Annotated in this window: 20 protein-coding genes; 6 read left to right on the top strand and 14 right to left on the bottom strand. The window is 47.3% G+C overall.

The window, feature by feature from the left end; genetic code table 11:
- Nucleotides 1-23: 23 nt before the first annotated feature.
- Together ACO08K_RS00905 and ACO08K_RS00900 are read left to right on the top strand one after the other, a co-directional pair.
- Nucleotides 24-824 (top strand): TPM domain-containing protein, encoded by an 801-nt coding sequence (locus tag ACO08K_RS00905; protein WP_421794502.1) that lies wholly within the window; start codon nt 24-26, stop codon nt 822-824.
- A gap of 21 nt (nt 825-845) precedes the next feature.
- Nucleotides 846-2,084, top strand: a complete 1,239-nt coding sequence (locus tag ACO08K_RS00900; protein WP_421794501.1) for a M43 family zinc metalloprotease — start codon at nt 846-848, stop codon at nt 2,082-2,084.
- Nucleotides 2,085-2,149: 65 nt separating this feature from the next.
- Here ACO08K_RS00900 and ACO08K_RS00895 read toward each other — a convergent pair whose 3' ends face one another.
- The 10 genes from ACO08K_RS00895 to ACO08K_RS00850 form a co-directional block, all read right to left on the bottom strand.
- Nucleotides 2,150-3,052, bottom strand: coding sequence for a DUF5777 family beta-barrel protein (locus ACO08K_RS00895; protein ID WP_421794500.1), 903 nt, complete (start codon nt 3,050-3,052; stop codon nt 2,150-2,152).
- 5 nt (nt 3,053-3,057) lie between these two features.
- Nucleotides 3,058-3,633 carry a YceI family protein gene (locus ACO08K_RS00890; protein WP_421794499.1) on the bottom strand — a complete coding sequence of 192 codons (576 nt, stop codon included), beginning with the start codon at nt 3,631-3,633 and terminating at the stop codon, nt 3,058-3,060.
- A gap of 154 nt (nt 3,634-3,787) precedes the next feature.
- Nucleotides 3,788-4,456 (bottom strand): hypothetical protein, encoded by a 669-nt coding sequence (locus tag ACO08K_RS00885; protein WP_421794498.1) that lies wholly within the window; start codon nt 4,454-4,456, stop codon nt 3,788-3,790.
- 305 nt (nt 4,457-4,761) lie between these two features.
- Entirely contained in the window at nt 4,762-5,268 is a 507-nt protein-coding gene (locus tag ACO08K_RS00880; RefSeq protein ID WP_421794497.1) for a heme-binding domain-containing protein, read from the bottom strand.
- A gap of 96 nt (nt 5,269-5,364) precedes the next feature.
- Nucleotides 5,365-6,555: an efflux RND transporter periplasmic adaptor subunit gene (locus ACO08K_RS00875; RefSeq protein ID WP_421794496.1), complete on the bottom strand. Its 1,191-nt coding sequence runs from the start codon at nt 6,553-6,555 to the stop codon at nt 5,365-5,367.
- Nucleotides 6,556-6,582: 27 nt separating this feature from the next.
- Entirely contained in the window at nt 6,583-10,932 is a 4,350-nt protein-coding gene (locus ACO08K_RS00870) for a CusA/CzcA family heavy metal efflux RND transporter (protein WP_421794495.1), read from the bottom strand.
- Nucleotides 10,933-11,024: 92 nt separating this feature from the next.
- Nucleotides 11,025-11,432 carry a hypothetical protein gene (locus ACO08K_RS00865; protein WP_421794494.1) on the bottom strand — a complete coding sequence of 136 codons (408 nt, stop codon included), beginning with the start codon at nt 11,430-11,432 and terminating at the stop codon, nt 11,025-11,027.
- A 120-nt stretch (nt 11,433-11,552) separates the two neighbouring features.
- Nucleotides 11,553-12,200, bottom strand: coding sequence for a DUF2202 domain-containing protein (locus ACO08K_RS00860; RefSeq protein ID WP_421794493.1), 648 nt, complete (start codon nt 12,198-12,200; stop codon nt 11,553-11,555).
- A gap of 102 nt (nt 12,201-12,302) precedes the next feature.
- Entirely contained in the window at nt 12,303-12,794 is a 492-nt protein-coding gene (locus ACO08K_RS00855; protein ID WP_421794492.1) for a DUF6702 family protein, read from the bottom strand.
- Between the two features lie 254 nt (nt 12,795-13,048).
- Nucleotides 13,049-13,648, bottom strand: coding sequence for a glutathione peroxidase (locus tag ACO08K_RS00850; protein ID WP_421794491.1), 600 nt, complete (start codon nt 13,646-13,648; stop codon nt 13,049-13,051).
- 112 nt (nt 13,649-13,760) lie between these two features.
- Here ACO08K_RS00850 and ACO08K_RS00845 point away from each other — a divergent pair, with 112 nt between their 5' ends.
- Complete coding sequence (locus ACO08K_RS00845; RefSeq protein WP_421794490.1) at nt 13,761-14,675, top strand: carboxypeptidase-like regulatory domain-containing protein; 915 nt, start codon at nt 13,761-13,763, stop codon at nt 14,673-14,675.
- Between the two features lie 18 nt (nt 14,676-14,693).
- The gene (locus ACO08K_RS00840; protein ID WP_421794489.1) at nt 14,694-15,692 is read left to right on the top strand and encodes a T9SS type A sorting domain-containing protein; all 999 of its coding nucleotides are present in this window, start codon (nt 14,694-14,696) and stop codon (nt 15,690-15,692) included.
- Between the two features lie 86 nt (nt 15,693-15,778).
- On the opposite strand, the gene ACO08K_RS00835 is transcribed toward ACO08K_RS00840, so the two are convergent.
- On the bottom strand, nt 15,779-17,905 hold the full coding sequence (locus ACO08K_RS00835) for an elongation factor G (protein ID WP_421794488.1): 2,127 nt from the start codon (nt 17,903-17,905) through the stop codon (nt 15,779-15,781).
- A 92-nt stretch (nt 17,906-17,997) separates the two neighbouring features.
- Nucleotides 17,998-18,201 (bottom strand): hypothetical protein, encoded by a 204-nt coding sequence (locus tag ACO08K_RS00830; RefSeq protein WP_421794487.1) that lies wholly within the window; start codon nt 18,199-18,201, stop codon nt 17,998-18,000.
- A gap of 50 nt (nt 18,202-18,251) precedes the next feature.
- Here ACO08K_RS00830 and ACO08K_RS00825 point away from each other — a divergent pair, with 50 nt between their 5' ends.
- Nucleotides 18,252-19,103 carry an aminotransferase class IV gene (locus ACO08K_RS00825; protein ID WP_421794486.1) on the top strand — a complete coding sequence of 284 codons (852 nt, stop codon included), beginning with the start codon at nt 18,252-18,254 and terminating at the stop codon, nt 19,101-19,103.
- Nucleotides 19,104-19,216: 113 nt separating this feature from the next.
- On the opposite strand, the gene ACO08K_RS00820 is transcribed toward ACO08K_RS00825, so the two are convergent.
- Together ACO08K_RS00820 and ACO08K_RS00815 are read right to left on the bottom strand one after the other, a co-directional pair.
- Nucleotides 19,217-21,133 (bottom strand): CocE/NonD family hydrolase, encoded by a 1,917-nt coding sequence (locus ACO08K_RS00820; protein WP_421794485.1) that lies wholly within the window; start codon nt 21,131-21,133, stop codon nt 19,217-19,219.
- A gap of 135 nt (nt 21,134-21,268) precedes the next feature.
- On the bottom strand, nt 21,269-22,084 hold the full coding sequence (locus tag ACO08K_RS00815) for a hypothetical protein (protein ID WP_421794484.1): 816 nt from the start codon (nt 22,082-22,084) through the stop codon (nt 21,269-21,271).
- Nucleotides 22,085-22,231: 147 nt separating this feature from the next.
- On the opposite strand from ACO08K_RS00815, the gene ACO08K_RS00810 reads away from it, so the two are divergent.
- Entirely contained in the window at nt 22,232-23,542 is a 1,311-nt protein-coding gene (locus ACO08K_RS00810; RefSeq protein ID WP_421794483.1) for a polysaccharide deacetylase family protein, read from the top strand.
- Nucleotides 23,543-23,656 lie beyond the last annotated feature (114 nt).

Genomic DNA, 23,656 nt, shown 5'->3' with positions numbered 1-23,656 from the left:
CTCTTTTTCTTAAACCAATTGTGATGAAAATGAAATCCCTGCTGTTGTTGTTGAGTTCACTGTGGCTACTGAATGGGGTTTTTGCCAAAGAAATTCCTGCTCGTCCACAAACGATGGTGAACGATTACGCGGGTGTATTGAGCCCGGCCCAATCCAGCGCATTGGAGCAAAAATTGCGGGCTTACCAAGATTCAACTTCTACTCAAATTGCGATAGTTATTGACCGATCCCTGGAAGGCGAGGATGCTTTTGAGTACTCCTTCCGTTTGGCTCAAGCCTGGGGTATTGGCCAAAAGGACAAAGACAATGGGGTGCTGATTTATGTGGCTCAAGCCGAGCGCAAAATCCGCATCGTCACCAACGTGGGGGTACAAGGTTTCCTGACCGACGCCCTTTCCAAACGCATCATTGAAACCACCATCACTCCAGCGTTTAAAAAAGGTGATTTTTATGCTGGCTTGGACGGTGCTGTAAATGACATCATCAAGGTTGCTGCCGGTGAATACACCAATGATTCCAAAGGTAATGCTGCTGCTGGTGGTGCCATTTCTTTTTTGATCTTGCTGGCCATCATCATCGCAGTTATTGTCATGTTCTCCGTGCTGTCACGTCGTTCCAACAACGGCGGACGTGGTTATTATGGTGGTGGTCGTTACGACGACCGTGGTTATGGCCCCGGCGGCGGCTGGATTATTTTCCCTGGTGGCGGCTTTGGCGGAGGTGGTTCCGACCGCAATAGCGACTGGGGCAGTGGTGGCGATGATTGGGGCGGTTTTGGCGGTAGTGATGGTTTTGACGGAGGTGGTGCTGGTGGAGACTGGTAAATGAAGTTCAAACCATTGGCAATGAAAAAATCCTGGAGTTTAACCTTACTACTTATTCATCTTTTTTCATTGCCAGGGCTGGCACAAAAATGGCTGCCTGCCAAAAAAATCATCCGGCGGGAAGCTACTGCAAGTGCCGAGCAACGCCCGCGCCGACTGAACATCATTTACCACAATCCGGAGCATTATATGCCGGATACTGCACACCTTGAGCATACCCCCATCCGCTACCTGCGTATGAATGTGCATTTTATGAACACCCGGAGTCGGGCGTACAATTACGAAGGAGAAGAAGCCGTCCGTTTTGCCAAGGACTTGATTTATTATGCCAATCTGGATCTCCAAAAGAACCACAAACTCTGGCAGCCCTATCGCAATAACTTACCGGTCATTCAGCCTCGATATCAGTACGAGTTGACGCCCTCCGCACCTGGAGCGCCAGACCAAGGCGTTTATTTTCATTATGACGATACTTTGAGCTTTTACATCCACAAAGGCCCTGATGCTAATTTGGATCGGATGGAAGTAATTAGAAAATACCAGGTACAAGGTGATTCAGTACTTAATATTTTCATCATGCCCCACCATCCTGAACACCAGGGCGGTGGGGTAGGAGTAATGCTGGGCAATGCCATCAAAATGGCCGGTATGTTTGAAAGCAAACAAGCGGCCTGGGTACATCGAGGTATTTTGAATCACGAAGTTGGACATTTCCTCGGGCTGGCTCACGCCTTTTACAACGATGGTTGCGACGATACTCCAGCGCATGGCAATCCCTGCTGGAACCAAACTCCTGACCCGCCCTGCGATACTGCTGCCTCCAACAACATGATGGATTACAACGCCCTGCAAAATGCCCTTTCGCCTTGTCAAATTGGCACCATGCAGGCTCGAATGGCGGATACCAGTAGCTTCGAGCGGCGTTTTTTTATCCCTTATTGGTGCAAACGCCAGCCAAATTATGATTTAACCGTTACAGATACCGTAGTATGGAAGGGAGATAAAGACCTGTACGGGAATCTCAAGATTGTTGCAGGAGCGGTGCTGCGCATTCAAGCCAGGGTATCACTTCCTGAAAATACCCGCATTACCATCGAACCTGGGGGGCGCTTGGAACTGGGAAGTGGTGCCCTTTTGCACAATGCCTGTGGACTGAATTGGGAAGGAATTGATGCACCACATCGTTTTTTAGGACCACGTGGAAAATTAATAGCAGAAGAGGGAGCAAAAATTAGGGGAGCAAAGATGATCAGTTTGTAGCTAAAAACATGAGTCATCCCAAATTTTTGGGATAACTCATGTAGGATATAAAACGCATTACTCTATTAAGACTTCTTGTTCTTCTCCTTCAACTGGAACACCCGGGAGAGGTTGAAACCAAATTGAATTTCACCCTTCAACCAACTGCCGTTGGCATCGGTCAGGAAGGCGCGCTCGTTCATACCCACTGCATTGGAAAAATGCAACTGGAAAACGTGACCACCCGTATCAATGTCAAACCCGATTGAGGTTGGGTTGTAAGTTGGATCGTCTGGAAAACGATTAAATGCATAGTAGTAATCTACCACCAGGGCGACCCGTTTGACAAACTTGTACCGTAGACCCATACCTAAGGCTACCATGTCGTTCGATTCCAACTCATTCTCCACAAGGTTGCGGTGCAACAAGGTTGGAACCAACTGTGCCGAAAATTTTTCACTAAACTTGCGGCCCACAATAGCTTGGGCGTAGTAGGCCGTCCGGCGTGCAAAGTTCGGTTCAATTTCCAAGCTGGCGAAAGGCTCTTTCAAACCATTGTGGGTAAGTCCTCCGACCAAAACCACTGAAACCGGAACACTTTTACTGCCCCTGCTTTGCCACAAGAGGCGGTATTTCAGAAAGCCATCGAGTTCTTTGCGGGAAGTACTACGACCAATACCCACCGTAAGATTTGGGGTGATGCCATAATCAAAGCCCATTCGCATTGAGGCATTGTCCAAACCAAACATGTCGTAGAAGCCTTGATTGATCTTGCCGAATCGGTGCAAAATCCGGAAATCAAGTGCACCTGCATCCAGCATTTCCATGCTGTGGCCATTGATCACCCGGGGTGATTTAAAGGCGTTGACTACTTTGTCACCTGTTTCCTCTTCGCCTAATAGACCCAGCAGATCATCCTGTGCGTAGAGATTACCGCCAATGTTGAGTAAAAGCGCGAATAGCGCTAATCGTTGCCAGAGTTTTTTCATTGTGCTTATTTACCATTTAGGATTTCCAGGGCTGCGCTTACCGTGACTTTGGCACTTTCCGCAATTTTGACAAATACCACTGTAGGGATATCAATTTTGTAATCCTTAAGCGGAATGTCAAAACCCGAATTTACCAGAATTTTTCCTTTTTCGACCGTGATGACACCTTTTACATTCACTTCTTTGGTCACGCCATGTAGGGTCATGGTTCCTGTTACTCCAACCGGATAGGTTCCATCCTTGTCAAAGTTGACTTTGCTGATGTCATTGATTTTACCTTTAAAGGATGCTTTGGGGTATTTTTCACTTTCAACATAGTTTTCGTTGAAGTGTTTCTGCATCAGGGAGTTGGCAAAAGCAAATTTGCTCATGGTCACTGCCCATTCCATTTGTCCGGTAGCGGCATCCAATACACAGGTAGCGGAAGTATTTTTGGCTTTGATTTCTTCAATGTCATCTAGTTTCCCCTCGGCATCAAAGATGACGGTTCCGGTACGGGTGAAGTACTTGGATTGGGCATTGGTAGTTGTAATGATGCTGGCAAGCAGCATCAGCAGATAGAAAAAGCGGGTTGCGTTCATAGAATTAAAGTTTTTTTCTTTTTTCTCTTCGAGAATCCCACGGCTAAAGCCATGGGTTGATTTTTATGGTGGCCTCTCACGGATTTATCCGTCCCACGAATAAATTCATGGGGTAAAGCTATGGTGGCCTCCCACGGATAAATCCATGGGTTGGCTAGTTGTTCAGGGCGCCCAGGCGAATCCATTCCTTGATGGAACTGATTTCGCAGGATGGAAGCTTGGCTGCCCCATCAGGCATACGTACAAAACCAGCGTCATGGTTTATACTTCCGAATAAACTTCCGTCCTGAACGTATCTTTTAACGTTTGCATGGGTTGAAAGATCTATGTTTCCGGAAGGAGCACTGCCAGCATGGCAACCATTACAGGAGCGATCCAGGATGGGTTTTACCGTTTTGGCAAAAGTCACTTTGCTCACATCGCAGGTTGTACTGGCACAAGTGGTATTTTTGGCGCCTTGTTCGATCCAGAGGGCGATGGTGCCAATCTGCTCGGAGGTAAGGCGATTGTAAGGTTTTTGAGGCATCAATTCTTCGCCCACTGATACCAATACCCGATACAATTTGCTGCTTTTGTAGTCACCAGGGTTTACGCCATTGGAAACGATGGTCGCATAAGAAGTCAGTTCAATTCCTTCTTCCCGATCCCGGCTATTGTGGCAGCCACTTTGTGTACAGTTGGAAATAAAAATCGGTAAAACGTCCTTCTCAAAACAAACCGGATTGACGTTTACTACTTTTTCCTGTGTACAAGCACTAAAAATGAACAGAACCCCTAATAAACTGGGGGCGAGATAGTCAATAAATTGTTTTTTCACCGTCATGTTACATTTACATTATAAGTAGGGATTCAGTTTTTTGTACTCATGTAACTGAATCCCTACTTTCTATACCGCAAAATTTCTTTGGGAGTTGCCTTAAGGCATGGATTTCTCCCTCGAAAAATAGTTAAAGATTTTTAACGAAGGGGCGATAAAAAAATAAGTGATCATTTTACCAGAGGATTAGATAAGAAAACGTTTCATTTCAAGTGCCTTATCTAATCCTCTGGCTCAGGAAAAATGATCACTTATTTTTGCCCCGCTACCAATTACAAAATCACCTTTGTGACGTGGTATCTAACGAAAAATCAATCATCATGGTCCTCTCCCTCATGGTGATTTTTGTCACCCTCGGTTTGGCCAGTAGCCCGACTTCCTGAGTTAAACCAGTCGATCAGGGTCCGTTTTTCCGCTTCGCTCAGTTTCGCTTCAGGATGCATTAATTTGTAATCCCACAAGGGCATTTCCTCTTCGGCAATGACTTCGGGTATTTCCTCCGCTGCTTCGGCGAGGTCCTGACCTGATGAATTGCTCCCCCAGGTTGAAAAATTTAACTTGGATCGCCCTTCCTGGATGTGGTTTTGTATCAAAAAAGAGACTGGTGCAACATAGGAATACCAGGGATACTTCGCTTCATTGGAGTGACAGTCGTAACAGGAGGCTTTGAGTAAACGCGCAACCTCAGCGGGTGCAGCACTTACTTTGAGGTAATCCTGATTGGGGTCAACAGCTGGATTGTTGCGGTTGACCGGAACAAATTGAATGGCAATTGCTACCAATAGCAGCAAAAGGCCAATCCTCTTGAGCAGTTTCATGGCATTGTAGTTAAGCGATGAGACAAGAGTTGAATGGGTGTCCCACCACTAGTTTAGAAATTTTCCATAACAAGCATCATCAATACATATCGTAGTCTATTCTTCTGCGCTTACCCCTCCATTAGCGGAAACATAATAAGCGCCTTTCAGTACAATGGCTGCACCTTGTGGTAATGTTTCAAGTGGTTCAACGGCAACAAAGCCATCATTGGCTGGGCCTCGTTTGACTGGGACCCTGTGAAAAGTGACACCCGCCGCATCCTTTTTTTCCTGGTAAAAAATAAAATAGCCACCTTGTTCCTGGATCACCGCTTCCTCAGGCAGCGCAGGTAACATGCCCGCATCCGCCAAGGCAATCCGGGCATTGAGAAAACCTCCTTTGGCCATTTGCTGATTTCCGGCTGCACTGGCATTGTCAAATCGGGCGTGTACCCGGACGGTTTTGCGTTCAGCATCAACGCTGCGTTCCAGGTAGTCGATATGGGCATTGAACACTTGCTCGTTGCCTCCCGGGAATTTCAACTGTACTTTTTGACCCGCTTTGACCTGGTTCAGGTTTTTTTCAAAAACATAGAGGACCGGGTGTAAATAGGCCAGGTTGCTGACCTCACAAATGGGTTCTCCCAGGTTCAGGGCTTGCCCCAGGCTAGCATCCACCCGGGTTACCACTCCTGCAACTGGAGAAGTGATCAGCAACTCAGTGCGCAAATTATCGGCAGTAAGTTTGGCCGGATCGATCTGATACTGGCGCAATTTGGCAGCCAGAAGCTTGGCAGAGGTTTGTGCAGCCCGCCAATCCGCTTCGGCTTTTTGGAAATTCTTGGTAGCGGTAGCATCATTTTCTTTTAAGGCCTTGTAACGTTGGTATTCAGTTTCGAGGAATACCATCCTATCCTTGTTCTCCAGGTATTGTTGCTGCAAGTCCAATAAGTCTGGTTTGCGCAAAACGGCAACCACCCCACCTTTGGCGACACTACTGTTGTTGCGAATGCGCAATTCACTGATGATTCCTTCGGTAAATGCACTTACCTGAGCGGTATTCTCCTTACCCAAAACCAATTCCGCGTTGACGTCTAGATAATCACTCAATGGGCGGAGGGTAAAGGTTCCAGTTTGTATGGCCGCTTGCTCGGCTTGTTGTGCACTCAGTGTAACGGTGTTGCCACTCATTTCAGGGGCAGCAGCTGCGACTTCAGTGCTTTCACTGCTTGGTTCTGCTTTTTTACCACAAGCCAAGGTGAATAAGGCGAGGGCAAGGAGGATACTGCTATATTTAATGCGATTCATTTCTTAGAGATTTAAAAGGGTTTTGGACTATTGTCCGGCAATAAACTTCAATTCCACAACGGTCAGACTCAGTCCGTACAAGTTTTCTAGGTAGTTCATCTGGATGCCAATTGCCTGCTCCACTTGTTGTGACAAGGTGGTGTAATCAATTTCACCCTCCTGATAATTCAGACCGGCATTGCGTAACAACTCATTGGACAAAGCCTGCCCCTGGGTTTGAAAATACTCAATCAAGGTGTTGTACTTCTCTTGTTCGTGCAACAAATGGGCCATTTGCGAGCGCTGTTGGAGCAATACATCCTGGTAATTGGCTTCGGCAATCTGGACGTTCAAGGCCGCCGACTCCACCGCTTTGTGGCGAGCCTTGTTGACCAAAGGCAGGTTGATGCCCAATTGCCAGCCCGGATAAAACGCCCCGTTGCCTAACACCTGGCCGTAAGCACCAGTGGAAAAACTGGGTGCAAAACGCGACTGCTCAATTTGTTGTTGGCTTTTGGCCACACTCACTCCGGCTAATCCCGCTTTGGCACTAGGTGCCTGAATGATCAAAGCAGTATCGGCAAGACTAAAGGTTTGTTTGCGCAAAGGTTCGGCGATCGCACTTACGGCCTGAGGTAAACCCAATAATTGGCCTAAAACCACTTGGTCAAAATTCAATTCGTGATCGATGGTTTCCAGAATCAAGCGAACTTGTGCGGCCTTGTCTTGTGCGGCCAGTTTTTCAGCCAGAGCCGCATCACCTGCTTTGTAGCGTTGTTCAGCAATGGTTGAAAAGCGGGTGTATACCGAATCCAATGATCGATACAATCTGGCTTTGGCATCCAAATATCCCAGATGTTGGTAAATTTCGCGCACTTGCCGGATCAGGTCTTGTTCAGTATGTGCCAGGACTGCTGAGGCCTGACTTTGTTTTTGTTGATAATAACTGGCAGTTGCCCGCGTGGCCTTGCGACTGGGGAAACTTTGACTGATGCCAAAAGTAGTGGTACCCAATAAGCCCAAATCAGGGTCAGCGGTGACGTTGTGGAACAGGTTCGCTGGGTCGTACATTTTGGCCGTACCTTGCAGCCCTTGTTGATGCTGTACCTGAAGGTTGGCTGAACGGACAGCAGGATGGTTCTTTAAAGCCAACGTAATGGCGTCATTTTCCCGCAACGCATTTTGCCCCTGGAGCGAAACTCCGGCAAAGAGCAATGGAATCAACAAAATACCTACCGAGGTTGGCACTTTGAGGAAACGTTCGCGTTCAAAAAACAAGGCATAAAGCACGGGTAAGACAATCAAGGTTAGCAAAGTGGAAGTAATCAAACCTCCAATGACCACCGTAGCTAGTGGGCGCTGTACTTCTGCCCCCGCGCCATGCGAAATGGCCATTGGCAAAAAGCCGAGAGAGGCTACCGCCGCAGTCATGAGTACGGGCCTCAAGCGGGCAATGGCTCCAGAGCGAATCCGCTCGGGTACACTTTCAATGCCTTCTTTTTCCAATTGGTTGAAATAGGTAATCAACACAATCCCATTCAGCACCGCAACGCCGAATAAGGCAATAAATCCAACCCCGGCCGAAATGGAAAAGGGCATATCCCGAATCAGTAGCGCAAAGACGCCCCCAATCGCCGACATGGGGATGGCAGTGAAAATCAACAAACTTTCCTTCATGGAGTTGAACGTGAAAAACAAAAGCAGAAAAATGAGGGCGAGAGCTACAGGTACTGCAATTGATAACCTGGCTTTGGCCGCTTGCAGGTTTTCAAATTGGCCGCCATAAGTGGTAAAATAACCTGCGGGTAGTTTGAGCTCGGCATCCAATTTGGCTTGTACTTCCAAAAATGCACTTTCCACGTCGCGGCCCCGTACGTTGGCACCCACTACAATCCGGCGTTGGGCGTTGTCCCGGCTGATTTGGGCGGCACCCAGGCGATAATCTACGTCAGCTACCTCACTCAGTGGGATCAATTCGCCATTCGGAGTGGTGATGGGCAATTGGCGCACATCTTCCAAATCGCTGCGGTTTTGATCATCCAGGCGCAGTACCAGGTCGAAGCGCCGGGCTTCTTCATAAACCACTCCCGCCGAAGTGCCCGCAAAGGCAGCCCGCAGAGTGGCATTGACATCGCGAATGTGCAAGCCGTAACGGGCAATTTTATCGTAATGGTAATTGACCACAATTTGGGGCAAACCCTCCACTTGTTCTACTTTCAAGTCGGCCAGGCCGGGAATATTCTTGAGGAGTTGCTCTACCCGGTGGCCTGCATGGGCTAGAGAATCCATGTTTTCCCCAAAAATTTTGACCGCAATATCCGAACGCACCCCGGTCATCATTTCGTCGAAACGCATCTTGATGGGTTGGGTAAATTCAAAGGCCATGCCCGGGATTTCGTGGACTTTTTCTTCAATTTTGCTGACCAGTTCATCTTTGGTTTCTGCTTTGGTCCATTCCTCGATGGGTTTGAGCAGGATGATGTTGTCTGCGGTTTCGATCGCCATGGGATCGGTAGGGATTTCGGCGCTACCAATTTTGGAAATCACTTGCTCCACTTCATCGGGGAAGTTTTTCAGGATGATGTTTTGCGCCAGGCGATGGCTTTCCAGCGTTTGATCCAGGGAGGTGCCCGGGCGTAAAAAGCCGTGCATCATGATGTCCCCTTCGTCCAAGGTTGGAATGAATTCGCCACCCATCCGCGAGAATATCAGCAAAGAAAGCACCAACAAGCCCAGGCTGAGCCCGATTACCGTTTTACGCCAGCGTAAGGCCCACATCAAAACCGGGATATACAGGCGTTGAATCGCCAAAATGATTCGATCAGCTAGATTATGATGGTGGTGCAATTTGCGGCTCAAGGTCAATGCAGAAACGGCCGGTACGTAGGTCAAGGACAAGAGCAGTGCGCCCACCAATGCGAAAGACACTGTTTGGGCCATGGGTTTAAACATCTTGCCCTCGATACCCACCAGAGACAAAATCGGCAAATAAACGATCAAAATGATCACTACTCCAAAAATAGAAGATCGCATGATGCGACTGGCGGCTTCCAGCACACTTTCGTTCATTTGGTCTTTGCTCAAATGGACCGTTTGGCCGGGTTCAACTTCAATTTCTGGCCTCGCCAAAAAGCGAACGTGCAGGTAGTGTAAAGTCGCTTCCACAATGATAACCGCTCCATCCACAATCAAACCGAAGTCCAAGGCGCCCAGAGACATCAAGTTGGCACTCACGCCAAAAAGTTGCATCATGGAAATGGCAAAAAGCATGGACAAGGGGATCACCGAAGCAATGATCAGACCTGCCCGAAAATTACCCACCAGAAGCACCAGCACAAAAATGACGATAAGTGCTCCCTCGATCAAGTTTTTCTCTACAGTGGCAATGGTGCGGTTGACCAGTTTTTCCCGGTCCAAAAAAGTACTGATGGTAATACCTTCGGGCAAGCCTTTTTTGACTTCTTCGAGGCGGGCTTTTACCCGTTCGATAACTTTTGCCGCGTTTTCACCCTTGAGCATCATCACGATGCCCAACACAATTTCGCCTTCGCCGTTGTGGCTTACTGCACCGTAGCGCAGGGCTTTGCCAAAACGGACTTCCGCAACATCGGCAATGCGTACGGGCAGGCCATTGACGTTTTTGATCACAATTTGACCAATGTCGTCAAGGCTTTTGACCAGACCCTGTGCCCGAATGAAATAGACACTGCTGTGTTTTTCGACATAGGCACCGCCGGTGTTTTCATTGGCACCTTCCAGGGCAGTGAGTATTTCTGGCAGGCCAATTTGTACACTGCGCAAGCGCTCGGGACGAACGGCTACTTCGTACTGTTTCAGATCCCCACCAAAGCTGTTGATTTCTACAACTCCGGGTACACCAGTCAGTTGTTTTTTGATGATCCAATCCTGGATTTCACGCAGATCAGCCGCGGAAAACTTGTGCTCGTAGCCAGGTTTGGGTTCAATGCGGTAATGCAAAATTTCTCCCAATCCTGTCGAAATGGGGGCCAATTCTGGTACCCCAAACCCCGGCGGAATGTTTTCTTCCGCCATTTTGAGTTTTTCATTCACCATTTGGCGGGCCAGGTACACATTGATGTCTTCTTCAAAAACAATCGTGATTACACTGAGCCCGAAGCGGGAGATAGAGCGCAACTCGACTACGCCCGGTATGGATTTTACCGCACTTTCGATGGTAGCGGTTACAAACTGCTCTACTTCCTGCGTAGCCAGGGTAGGGCATACCGTGAGCACTTGCACCTGGTTGTTGGTGATATCGGGAATGGCGTCAATGGGCAGTCGGGTAAAGGAATAGATCCCGGCAATGACCATCGCCAATGTCCCTAATCCCACCATAAACTTGTTATGGATGGAAAAACGGATTATTTGAGTCAACATGGACTGTTGATTTATAGAAAAAAATAAAAAGGTGGAAAACTGGCTCAATAGAAATGAGCAATGACTAGGTGCTAGTCATTCAAGATGGGAAATTAAACTCGGGGTGGCTGCCAAATGCAGGAAAGGTGGGCTGCACCCGGATTTTGATCGTGTTGAAAAACCGAAGAGTTTTTGGGCTCCTCCCAATTATGAGGCGGCACCAGTAAATCCGCATGAAGTGGAAGCACGGAGTCTCCAGTCACGTTCATGTGCATGCAAGAATCGTGGTGTTTGGCTTTGCCTGGTAACTTAGAATGGTCGTGTTGATTGCGGTGGCTGGCGTAATCCTTGCCATAGTGTTGGCTTAGAAATTCGCTTAGGGTTGTAGCCGGATTTTCCTGGCGATGAGCTTGATAATGGGCCATGAGTGCTGGAAATTTAGCAAACTCTTCTAACCACTGTGGCGCCAGCGCCAACAGCAGGTAAAAAGCAAGCATAAATCGACTCAGGTAAATTCTCATTTATTATCAAGTAAAATGCTCCGCGCTTAAGATAACTTCGACGCGGAGCAAAGATTGCACAAAAGTCAGTAATTTTTAGTGGAAAGGCAATGAAAATTTTTAATTCAGTCAAAACAACCCTCAAAATAGGCCGATCCGATTTTGACTTTTGGCGCTGGAATCAAAACTTTGCCAAGCATCGTTGGACAAAATATTTTTGGTTAAGGCTTCGAATTCACTAGGACTCATCAGAATAGGCGTGTAGCCACTATTCATTTCATTTAGAGCCCGGATGAAGACTTTGAAATTGTCTTCACTGCCAATCAATAAGGCTTTATAAGTGAGGTTTTCCAATTCAAAATTGGGCTCTTTGAGTGCCATTTTTAGGTCGTACATTTTGCGTTCTTCCAGGTTGGCACTGGTGCGATAAGCGTCTTCCAATGAAAAATTAGCGGCGATCATCAACTCGGTGTACAAGTGGCGCAACTTGCTGTCGATGAATTGCCCCATAGGATATTCATTGAAATGATTGGGTACGTTAATCATCAGCTCAGCAGCTACTGCACTCAATTTGCCAACGTGTTCAAATTCTTCGTTGGCTACCCGATTAAAAATATCGGTCACCCATATGGTATCCAGAGAACGATAGAAGTCGTGAGCCAGTTTTTCTTGTTCAACGAGGTACAAAATAACGGACTCTTTGCTCTTGAGTTGTTGGCCAATTAGAGACTGGGCATGAAGTGCGAAAGCGGCACAAAGGAGGATGGAGAGAACCAATGTCTTTTTCATGACTGCTGGTTTTTTTCTGTTAATCGGTTGTTTACGCTAACAAAATTGCAGTCATTTCAAGGGATTTACCCTGCCAAAAGTCTTCGATCAGACTGACAATAATCAGTCCGCAATTAGAGCAGCTACGGCACTTGTTTTGGATTTATCGAGGCTCAGTGCGCCTTCTTTTTTTCCAGGAATCCGGATTTGCACCAGGTTGCGCTGGTCATTGAACAATTCCAGCATCAGTTTACTGGCAATCTCAATTTTTTGGGTTTCAGCGGCAACCGCGTTGAGCTTTAAATAGCAGGTGATGGTTTCGTGGGTATTTTCGGTCCTTTGCAGGCTGAAGTTGCCACTTTTACCATTGATTTTGAGTTGTAATTTACTGCGCAGGTATTTGATAATCAGATCGTCAGTCTTAAGTTTTCCACTTTGGATTTGAGGGGCGTAGGTTTCGTATTGAATGGCCCGAGCGAAGTCATCAGAGAAAAAAGTGACCGAACATTCCAGGTTTTTACTTTTTTCAGTACCGTAAATCTCCATCACAGTAAGGTGGATGGGGTGGGGGGCTAAGAGTGGGAAAGTGAACAGGAAAAGAAGCAATAGTTTCATCATAGTCCATTTTCCCAATAAACGATTGGGGGAACGGAAAAGTTATACCGAATTGTAGAGACGCACGGCCGTGCGTCTCATACTGGTGGGATATCAGAAAAAACCCACGGCCGTGCGTCTCTACAATAGTGTTAGGTGTAACAAGACGCACAGCCGTGCGTCTCATACTGGTGGGATATCAGAAAAAACCCACGGCCGTGCGTCTCTACAATGGTGTTAGGTGTAACAAGACGCACAGCCGTGCGTCTCTACGCTTAATCCATTGCTTTCTTAAAATCGGCGCTCTCAGGTGTCACCCCAGAAGCAAAGAAGTGAGTCAGCTTGCCGTTTTCGTCGATGAGGTATTTACAAAAATTCCAGGAGGGGACATCACTGTTCCAACCGTTTTGACTCGGGTCAGTGAGCCATTTGTACACAGGGCTTTGGTTGTCACCCTTGACGTCTACCTTTTCAAACATCTGAAAGGTTACGCCGTAGTTTTTTTGACAAAACTCTTGAATATCGTTCGCGGTACCAGGTTCCTGGCCCATGAATTGGTTGCAAGGAAAGCCCAGAACGACTACGTTTTCTTTGTTTTTTTCATAAAATGCCTGCCAATCGGCGTATTGGGGAGTATAGCCGCATTTTGAAGCGACATTCAAAACGATGATTTTTTTACCCTTGTATTGGGCCATGGATACGGTTTGTCCATCCAGGGTGGTGGCACTTAAATTGTGGAAAGAAGAGGCTGAAGACATAAGTTTAGGTGTAGCATCAGTAGAACTGGAAGATGAAACAACTTTGTTGGCATTGAAGCAACTGGATACCCAGGCTGGAATGCTGAGCAAAATGGCAAAAAGGAATCGAGGACGCATTGGTTTGATCTGTTTTATGGTTCAATGGATGTAGAACAGGTGAGGGGGAAAAAGGTTTTTGGCTTGGACAAGACAAAAACCTTTTTTCGCGTTTTGAAAAAAATCCTTGTACATGAAACTCAGAACTTTACTCTCGGTAATGGTCATTTCTGTTGCTACACTTAATGCTCAGACCATTAACCTCAAAATCGTCAATGCCCAAACACAGGAAGCTATTCCTTACGCGGCGGTTTTTTCCAAAGACAATAAGGAGGGGAGTTATGCGGATGAAAAGGGGGCGTTTTCGTTTGAATTCAGTGCAACCATTGATACAATTTTACTTAGTACCATTGGTTTTCAAACACTAAAAATGGCCTTGCACGATTTACGCGAGGAAACAAGAATTGCACTTCTGCCAATAAAGTTGGACTTACCAGTCGTGACCATTACTGATGCTGAATTCAAAAGAGAAGATATTGCATTGGGATATTTTAAAAGATTTCGCGGAATTCCCACTGGTTCTGTTGCAACCAATGCTAACAACCGCTTTGCCATGCTGATCCAGAATTCACTGGAAAAGAAGGCCTGGATTACAAAATTGAGGATCAGGTTTGACGTAGATCAGCGTTCCCTTGCATCATATTATCGCATTAGGCTGCGGATTTATGCCAATAATGAAGGGAAACCAGGTGAAGATATTTTGACATCAGCACAACCAATTGATATTCGAGGAAACCAGCAATCGCTGGAATATGCCATACCTTATGGAAGTATTTCATTCCCATCAGAAGGTATATTCATTGGTTATGACGTACTTGGATATAAAGATGAAACCGGGAACTTTCATGTGTTTAAAAGTGGACAAAAAGTCCCGAAAAAAAAATCGGGATGGTATGATTTTCTTTGCCCATCAATAGCCGTTTGGCAAAAAGCTAAAGAAAAGGAGGTTTTTGAGGCCAATGGATTGGGTGGCTGGCGCAAATCCCCTATGTTGTTTCGGCTTGGCGCTCCCATGTTTGGTATTGTTGCGAGTTTCAAAGCGCCTTAGACAAGCCCTTAGACATTTTTGTCGGCTGCGATACTAGAAGAAAAAAGCTCAGGAAATTACAACAAAATACGCTCAATTTTACACGGTCTTTATACTCCACTCAAATCAGAAGCCATGAAGATCAAGCAATTTTTCTATAATATCCTATTCCTTATGCCAACACTTCTTTTGGCCCAAAAAATGGTGAGTGTAGACAACCGTTGGTATTTTTATGATCTGTCACCACCCAAATACTATAGTGTTGAATTTGCTGCCTTTTTTAAGGACTCTGTCGAAGTCAATGGTCATTTTTACTACCAATTGTACCGAACCGTTGATTCGGCCTATCGACACGTGGAACCAAGTAAAGTCTTTTATCGGGAAGAAAAAGGAATTGTCTACCGTTTGAATAACTCAAACAACAGTGAGGATACCATTTATAATTTCGATTTAAAACTTGGGCAATCCATAGCTTATGATCGACCGGATGTGTCGCCAACTTATCAAACCATTGCCATAGTTTATTCAGTAGATACAGTTAAATTGTTGGATGGCAGTAAACGTCGAAAAATATCAGTGTACAACCCTCGCTTTCTCTCAGGTGGGTACTATATCCGTAGTTTTATTGAAGGAATAGGGAATATTGAACTGGGCACCTTTGCACCGGAGCAAATATTTGACAACGTAGGAGTGGTCTTTCGTTGTTTTTATCAAAAGGGGCAATATGTTTTTGGTAATCATGAGGGCCGTTGTCGGGATATTTACCAAAACTTTCCACTTAGTGTTAGCAAAATAGAGGAACTTAAAAACCTAAAGCTCATTCAGCATACTGGCAATGGTACCATCTCCTTTCACCTAGAAAACGTCGGAAATTATTCCTGCAAGGTCTACAATGCTCTCGGGGCAACACTATTTACCCCTGTTGTTCGGCAAGGGTTCAACCAAATTTCAGTTACGGATTTACCTAAAGGAGTTTATTTTGTTCAGGTTCATGACATTGAAAACAGAAGGCAAAAAACCTTGAAATTGGTGCATTAAAGAGTACCGGATAAACCCAAAACAAAAATGGGGCCGCCGAAGCAACCCCACCTGATGGATAAATTCTTAAACAAAAAACATCGGATTTAAGCTTCTACTTCCTCATGTTTGTGTGCATCAATCAATTTTTGCTGAATGTCCGCGGGCACTGCCTGGAATTCCGCAAAACTTTGATGGAACTTGGCCCGACCTTGCGAAATCGAGCGCAGCGTGCTTGAATACAGGTATAACTCCGCTTGTGGAGCCCGGGCCATGATCTTTTGATAGTGGCCATCCGAGTCCATGCCCAATACCATGGCACGACGCGTTTGCAGGTCGCTCATGATGTCGCCCATGACCTCATCGGGGCAGAGGATTTCTAAATCCATCATAGGCTCCATGAGTTGGGGCGCGGCATCGCGGAAAGCGTCCTTGAAGGCATGGGTGGCGGCCAGCATAAAGGCCATATCGTTGGAGTCCACAGGGTGCATTTTGCCGTCGTACACACATACCCGGATGTCTTGGCAGTGTGAGCCCGTCAGCGGCCCTTCTTCCATTTTGGCCATGATGCCTTTTTTGATGGCGCTGGAGTACTTGGTATCGATGGAACCCCCAACTACACACCAGTAGAAGGCCAGTTTACCACCCCAGGGCAGCTCTTCCACTTCCCGGTTGCGGACACTCAAATCAGAAGGATCTGGCATGCCCTCAAAATAGGGGTCGATGCGCATGTGTACTTCTCCGAACTGCCCGGCACCACCGGTTTGTTTTTTGTGGCGGTACTGCGCGTTGGCCGATTTGGTAATGGTTTCGCGGTAAGAAATGCGGGGTTTCACAAAACTCATGCTGACGCCCTGGGCTTGTTCCACCCGGTGTTTGATCAGATCGAGGTGCAATTGCCCCTGGCCATGCAGCAAGGTTTGTTTGAGTGAGGCACTCAATTCCACACTCGCCGTTGGATCTTCCTCATGAATGGTGTGTAGGGCCTTCATGAGCTTTTCCATGTCATTTTTATTGGCTTGCTCAACGGCAACGGTTACCCGTGGTTCCGGGAAAGAAATCGGTACGATTTCATGATCAGCCCCTTTGGCGTTGAGTGTATTGTTGGTGTGGGTATTTTTAAGTTTGACGGTTACCCCAATGTCTCCCGCTTTCAGTTCATTGACGGAGACTCGGTCTTTGCCATTGGCGACAAAGAGCTGGCCAAAACGTTCGATGGTGCGATTGGAGAAATTGGTGAGTTCATCTCCCGCTTTGAGTACGCCGCTACAGACCTTGAAGTAGGAGAGGAGCCCAACGCGAGGTTCAGAAATGGTTTTGTACACAAAAACCGTTGCAGGAAGGCTTGAATCACAAGCCAGGGTCTTCCCATTGGTGAGTGGCAAAGGTTTGCGATCTACAGGAGATGGACATACATCGTTGATAAAACCCATCACCCGACCAGAGCCCATATCGCGACTGGCGGAAGTACAAAATACCGGAATGATCTGGCCTTGGGCAATTGCAATGCGCAAGCCCTGCGCCAATTCTTCTTCACTCAGGTTTCCTTCTTCAAAATAGCGTTCCATCAGGGTTTCATCGTTTTCAGCGGCTGCTTCTACGATGATGCGGTGCATTTCATCTGCCCGCGCTTTTTCGGCATCGGGAATGGGACGTTTTTCGGGTTTTCCACCACCATCGGGGAAGTAGTACATCACCATGCGCAGGGCATCGATGATGGAATTAAAACCTACTCCCGGGTTGAGGGGATATTGGAAGGGCATTACTTTATTGCCAAAACGGGCAATGGCTTGTTCCAAAGTAGCGTCGAAGTCAGCTTTTTCGTGGTCAATCTGGTTGATGACAAAAATGGCCGGCGCGTCAAAAGTTTCGATGTATTCCCAGAGCAATTCTGCACCTACTTCAACCCCACTTTTGGCGTTGTGGATCAGGACTGCGGTTGTAGCCACCCGGAGGGAAGAAACCACTTCACCAATGAAGTCATCCAGGCCCGGCGTGTCGATGACATTGATTTTGGAATCTTTCCAGGAGACGTGTTCAAGCGAAGCGAAGAGTGAGCCGCCGCGTTCGTGTTCAAGGTCGGTATAGTCGGATACCGTGTTGCCCTCTTCCACGCTGCCGCGGCGGCTAATCTCGCCTCCCTCAAACAACATGGCTTCTGCCAGAGTGGTTTTCCCGACGCCGGAATGGCCCAGGAGCACCACGTTGCGAATCTGTTTACTGTCGAAGCTCATATGGTTAGTGTTTAAATGAAAAAAAGAAAACAAACCAAAAATTTTGCTTTCAGACCGAATTAGAGTGGAATATATTGATTTTTTGGTTTTTATCAAAAATAATCCTTGAAAATTGCAATGGAATTATTAGGATTATTTTGTGGTAAAAACGCATATCCTGCCGTATTCTGCTCTTTTGTCAAAAAGTTCAACGAGATTACTGCAAGAATTGCGGGATTTTGCAAAGAAAAATCAAGGGAAATGATGACTTTTGCCGTACGGGCAACCTGTTGGGGCAACCCTACGTGGTTGCCCACCTTTTAGCGGGCAGCCACGCAGAGCTGCGGCCCTACGAAATTTGTGCGCTATGATCAAATATTACAACATCAACGGCCAACAAACCCCCGTTGAAAACGCTTACCTGCACGTATCCGACCTCAGCATCCTTAGAGGTTACGGCATTTTTGATTACTTTCTGGCACGGGAAGGGCATCCCCTTTTTCTGGATGATTACCTGAATCGTTTTTACCGCTCGGCTGCAGAGTTGTACCTGGAAATCCCCTTCGACAAGGCTACGCTGAGGCAGCATATCTACGACCTTTTGGCTGCGAACGAGGTGCAGGAAGCAGGTATTCGACTGGTACTCACGGGAGGTTACTCTCCTGACGGCTATACCCCAGTCAGCCCCAATTTGTTGATCATGATGTACGATCTGCCCGCCAGCGCTTGGGAGTTTTCGGCTCAGGGCATCAAAATCATCACCCATCCTTTCCAGCGCGAGCTACCGGAGGTCAAAACCATCAACTATTCTACAGGCATCCGCATGCTTAAAACCATAAAAGAACGGGGAGCCTCCGACCTGATTTATGTGGATAAAGGTGAATGGATCCGGGAATCCGCCCGCTCCAATTTTTTCCTGGTGCTCAAAGATGACCGGATTGTCACCGCTGATGAAAAAATCCTCTGGGGCATTACGCGTCGGCAGGTGATCGATGCGGCTCGGGAGGCGGGATATGTGGTGGAAGAACGCCCCATTCACGTCAGCGAACTGGCTGAGGCCAAAGAGGCTTTTTTCACCAGTACCATCAAAGGGGTAATGGCCATCGGGCAAATTGATGAGCTGGTATTGGGCGATGGAAATATTGGAAAGGTGACGAAGGTGTTGCAGGATTTGTTTGTGGAGAAGGTGAAAGGGTATTTGGCGACGTGTCAAATCTAAGGTGTGTCTATGGTGCCTGTGGTTTCTAAGGTGGTTAAATAAAATGCACGAACAGTATTTTCACCACCTTAGAAACCGTAGGCACCATAGACGCACTTCAGGAAGCTATAGGCTTACTTCTCCGACATCGATACCGAACTCTTCTTCACAATAGGCAACCTCACTTGCGAAGGATACTGCGCCGAATGGTGCACATTGTTGTGCGCCACTACGCCCACCGCTTCATCCCAATTGTTCCCACCGGTATTCATGTTCCGGTCAAAACGCGGGAAGTTGCTGCTGGAAATTTCAATGCGGATGCGGTGCCCCTTTTCGAAAAAGTTGCTGGTCGACATAGCGCTCAATTCGAGCTTGTACACCTTACCTTTCTCCATAAACACCTCCTTCTCATAACCCTCGCGGTAGCGCACCCGTTGAATGGTTTCATCCAGGTTATAGGCTTTGCCATCGGGATATACATCGATCAATTTGATGGTGAAATCGGTGTCTTTGACATCGGAAGAAACGTAGAGCGTCGTTTCAATAAAGCCACTCACCTCTACTCCTTCCGCCAAGGGTTCGGTCGTGTACACCAGGATATCGTTGCGGGTTTCCATTTTTTGTTGGTCAAAAGCGCCACCCTGCACAGCATTGCCCGTACAGCATACGTTACCGCCGTAGGATGGAACGGGATTCTGGGGATCATAGGCAAAGGCATCGGGAGTATCTTTGGCCGGAGCAGTTGTACTCAATTTACCATCGCCGTACAAACTATTGGCTTTGCCTCCACTGTTGAGGAAATAGGTGGTCATTTGGGCGGTAGCGGGTGGCCACACTTCGGAAGATTGCCACTTGTTCAAGCCCATCGTGTAATACTGGACTTTGGGTGTTTTGGTCAAGATGCCATTCTGTTCTCCTTTCAACCAATAATCAAACCAACCATAGGTCAAATCATCGTAATTCAGGCGCGCATCACCTACGCTGCGCTCACCCACGATGGTGTTTTCGGTGGCCCGCTTGTAGGAGCAGTGGAGCACAGGGGCAATAACCAGGTACTGATTGTTGCGCACATTGGGGTCTTTGGCGGTAGCGCGGACGTGATTGTACAGGGCGATGTTGGGGCTGCTCGACACATCGTACCAGGAAACAAACCAGAATCCCGGGCGCTCAATTGGCATATTGTCGTGGTAAAGCCCACCCTTGTACCAGTCCGGGTCATTCGGTTTGCGGCGAATCATTTTTTCATAAACCCCCACCGGGCCATTGGCATTTTTGATGATGTCCTGGATGGGGAGGTGTGCCAGGCCTTTGCTCCAGTCAATCCGAGCTCGCTCAGGATCGAGGTCAAAGGAACGGGAAGCGCGGATCAATTGCTCCTGAGTAGCGTCTTTGGGAAACATCGGACGAATCACATCGTTTTGTACCCCGTAAAGCCAGGCTGTAAACAACATTTGCCCGGCTCCACCGCGGTACCAGTTGCCTTGCTCATAAAATTTACCAACCCGACCAACCCCTGCACCAAAACTTTGGGGAATGAAGGTTGTCAAGGCTGGGTGATTCAATCCTACCACCGCCATTTGCCATTCAGCTGTTGATGAGCACCCAATTGGCGCAACTTTTCCATTGCACCAGCTTTGTTTGGAGAGCCAATCTACTGCGTCGTACCCATCGGTGGTGGGTGGCCCGAGGATATCCCAATCGCCTTCGGAGAAGTAGCGGCCACGTTCGTTTTGTACGACATAAGCATAACCCCGTTTTACGGCCTCCAATGCGGATTGGTAAGTGCCATTGCGTTGTTCGCCATCACCCCAGGAGTTGAAGTTGTAGGGTGTTTTGGAAAAAATGACGGGTACTTTTTTGTCGCCTTTGGGGCGGAAGATATCGGTGGCGAGGCGGATGCCATCGCGCATGGGCATCATTACTTTTTGATCAACAATTGCGATCTCCTGTAATTGTTTGAGCACGTCGGTCTGCACGGCTGCGGCCTGCGACCATAGTTTTGGCGTCATGAGCACTAAGCCCAATAATGCCAACCATAGTTGATTTTTCATACTAAAGCTGTCTGGTTTCACAAAGTTGAAAGCTAAGCAATAGCTGGCAAAAATGGATGAGCATTTTGCAGTTCACTGATAAATAGCTGACAAAATCGGAAACTTTCAGCTCCCCTAATGGCTTAAAGCTGAGTGCTACGACCGCTTACCCAATTGCACGTTCAGGAACAAATTCAAGAACAGAGGCTGATTCTTTACATTGGGCGCTGTCTCTGTTTCAATCATAATGGGCACCTTTTGGAAGTAAAAATCGGCCATGATGCCTACTTCAAAAGCTTTGACAAATTCATCAAAAGCGCCCCAGTCGAAGTGCAGCGCAACTTTGGCGTGACCGCCGGGCAGGAAACGAGATTCTCCCAAACCCTTCGAAAAACCATCTGCACCGTAAATGCTGTTGATGTCGAGGAAGCGGGTTTCGTTCTCGGCAGAATATTTTTCACTGCGGAAATTGCGGTTAAAATCTTCAGGTACATAGCGCAGCAGCAAATAATAAGGCTTCAGAATCCCCAAACTGGCCCCCGCGGAATAATCAAGGCCGAGGGCCAAACCTTTGCGGCGTGCTTTTTCAGAGAGGTAGCGCTTTTCGCCAAAAGTAGCGCGCAGCGCATAGAAGTTATTTTGTTTGCCATACACAAAGCCCCGGAATGCACCTTCCAGTGCCGCGATTTGATTGCTTTTGTTCTGGCGGGTTTCGCGGACGTGTTTGAGTTCACCCAACTCAATGCCCCAATAGGAGGTACGGTTGTAAGCCCGGATGTTGCCAAACTGGACACCCGCAGCTATACCATTGGTGTGTGGTTTGAAGTTGAAGGCAAATTCCTTGTTGTAAACCACGCCTTTGCGGCTTTGGTAGTTGTTTTGGCCCAGGGAAAGTGTCTGTTGGGCGCTTGCCAAAAGTGGCAAAATCAAGGCCAGCCCCAGGCTTATGTAGCGTATGTTGATGTTTTTCATTTTCTTAAGGTTATATTCGCCAAGAAGGAATTATCTTTAAACAAACCAGGAGCAAAATGTTTGCTCCGCCTTTGATTTAAATGTACGATTTTTTGGAAAAAAGTGTACACTCTATGCTGGATTTTTCCAAAAAAGACAAATTTCCGTATGCAGATCACCATTTTTAGCACCAATCCTTCCCCTCGCCTGGACTACGTACTCAAGGTTTTTTTTGAGCACTTGTCTTCCCATCCCTATACCATTACTTACGATAAAAACACCTACCTCCGATCTACTGGAGCCAAGATAAATTACAGCAAAGTTTCACTGGATCCCGAAGAATTGTGGGTCATTCCGGAAACTTTGCTGTTTCAAACCAGTCTGCAACACTTCCCTGTACAGGTAAATTGGGTCGAAGGTTGCCCCTGGTTGAGTTTTGAAGAAAAAAATGCCGGGCATTTGCCCGCTGATCCTTTGGCCAGTAGTTTTTACCTCCTGAGTCGTTATGAAGAGTACTTGCCTTTTGCGGCTGATCAACATGGTCGCTTTAGTGCGGCGCAAAGTTTTGCCAAGCGGGAAGGCTTTTTACAAATGGCAGTGGTACAGCATTGGTTGAATGCTCTACTGGAAGTTTTTCAGCAAAAATCCCCTGACTTTCCACCCCCATCGCTGCCCTATTCCTTTGCCCCCACCTATGATGTGGATATGCCCTGGGCTTTTTGTTATCGACCCTGGTGGAAGCAATGGGGAGGCAGCCTGAAAGATTTGCTTTTGGGTAAAAAACAGCGTTGGCGAGACCGCAGGCGGTCGCTTAAAAACCCCGAAAATGATCCCTTTTACACTTTTGTACAACTGCACAAATGGCATGAAAAATATGGCCTCTCTCCCCGATTTTTCCTATTAATGGGCGATGCTGCAACCTACGACACCAATCCATCCCCCAGTCTGCCCGCCCAGCAAACTTTGATTCGGGATTTGGCGGCACGTTATCCGTTGGGCATTCATCCATCCTACTTATCCAATAGTGAGCCCGAGCGGTTGACTATGGAAAAACAACGTTTGGAAAAAATAGCAGATCAAGCCATCACCCATAGCCGCCAGCATTTTCTCAAATTGCACTTGCCGGAGACTTACCGCCGCTTGATTGCAGCGGGTATTCAGGCGGATTATTCGATGGGCTATGCCGACGATACGGGATTCCGTGCGGGCAGTGCAATGCCTTTCCCCTGGTATGATCTGGAGCGTGAAGCTTGCACAAGCCTGATGATACATCCATTTGTGGCCATGGATGTAACCCTGCAACAATACCTGGGGTTGACCCCTGAAGAAGCTTACTCTCGCCTTAAAGAGTTGTACCAGGAAGTAAAACGAATGGGCGGGCCATTCTGCCTGCTCTGGCACAACAGCTCGTTTTATGCCGAAGATGGTTGGGCTGGCTGGGCCGAAATGTATGAGCAGGTGCTTGATTTTGCTCGTTGACTATCCTGCTTAGGGGCTATCAAAAAATAAGTGATCATTTTGCCAGAGGATTAGATAAGTAAACGTTTCATTTCAAGTATCTTATCTAATCCTCTGGCTCAGGAAAAATGATCA

This window comes from Haliscomenobacter sp. (genome assembly GCF_965225875.1).
Lineage (GTDB): Bacteria > Bacteroidota > Bacteroidia > Chitinophagales > Saprospiraceae > Haliscomenobacter.
This window is presented reverse-complemented; position numbering and strand designations above follow the sequence as displayed.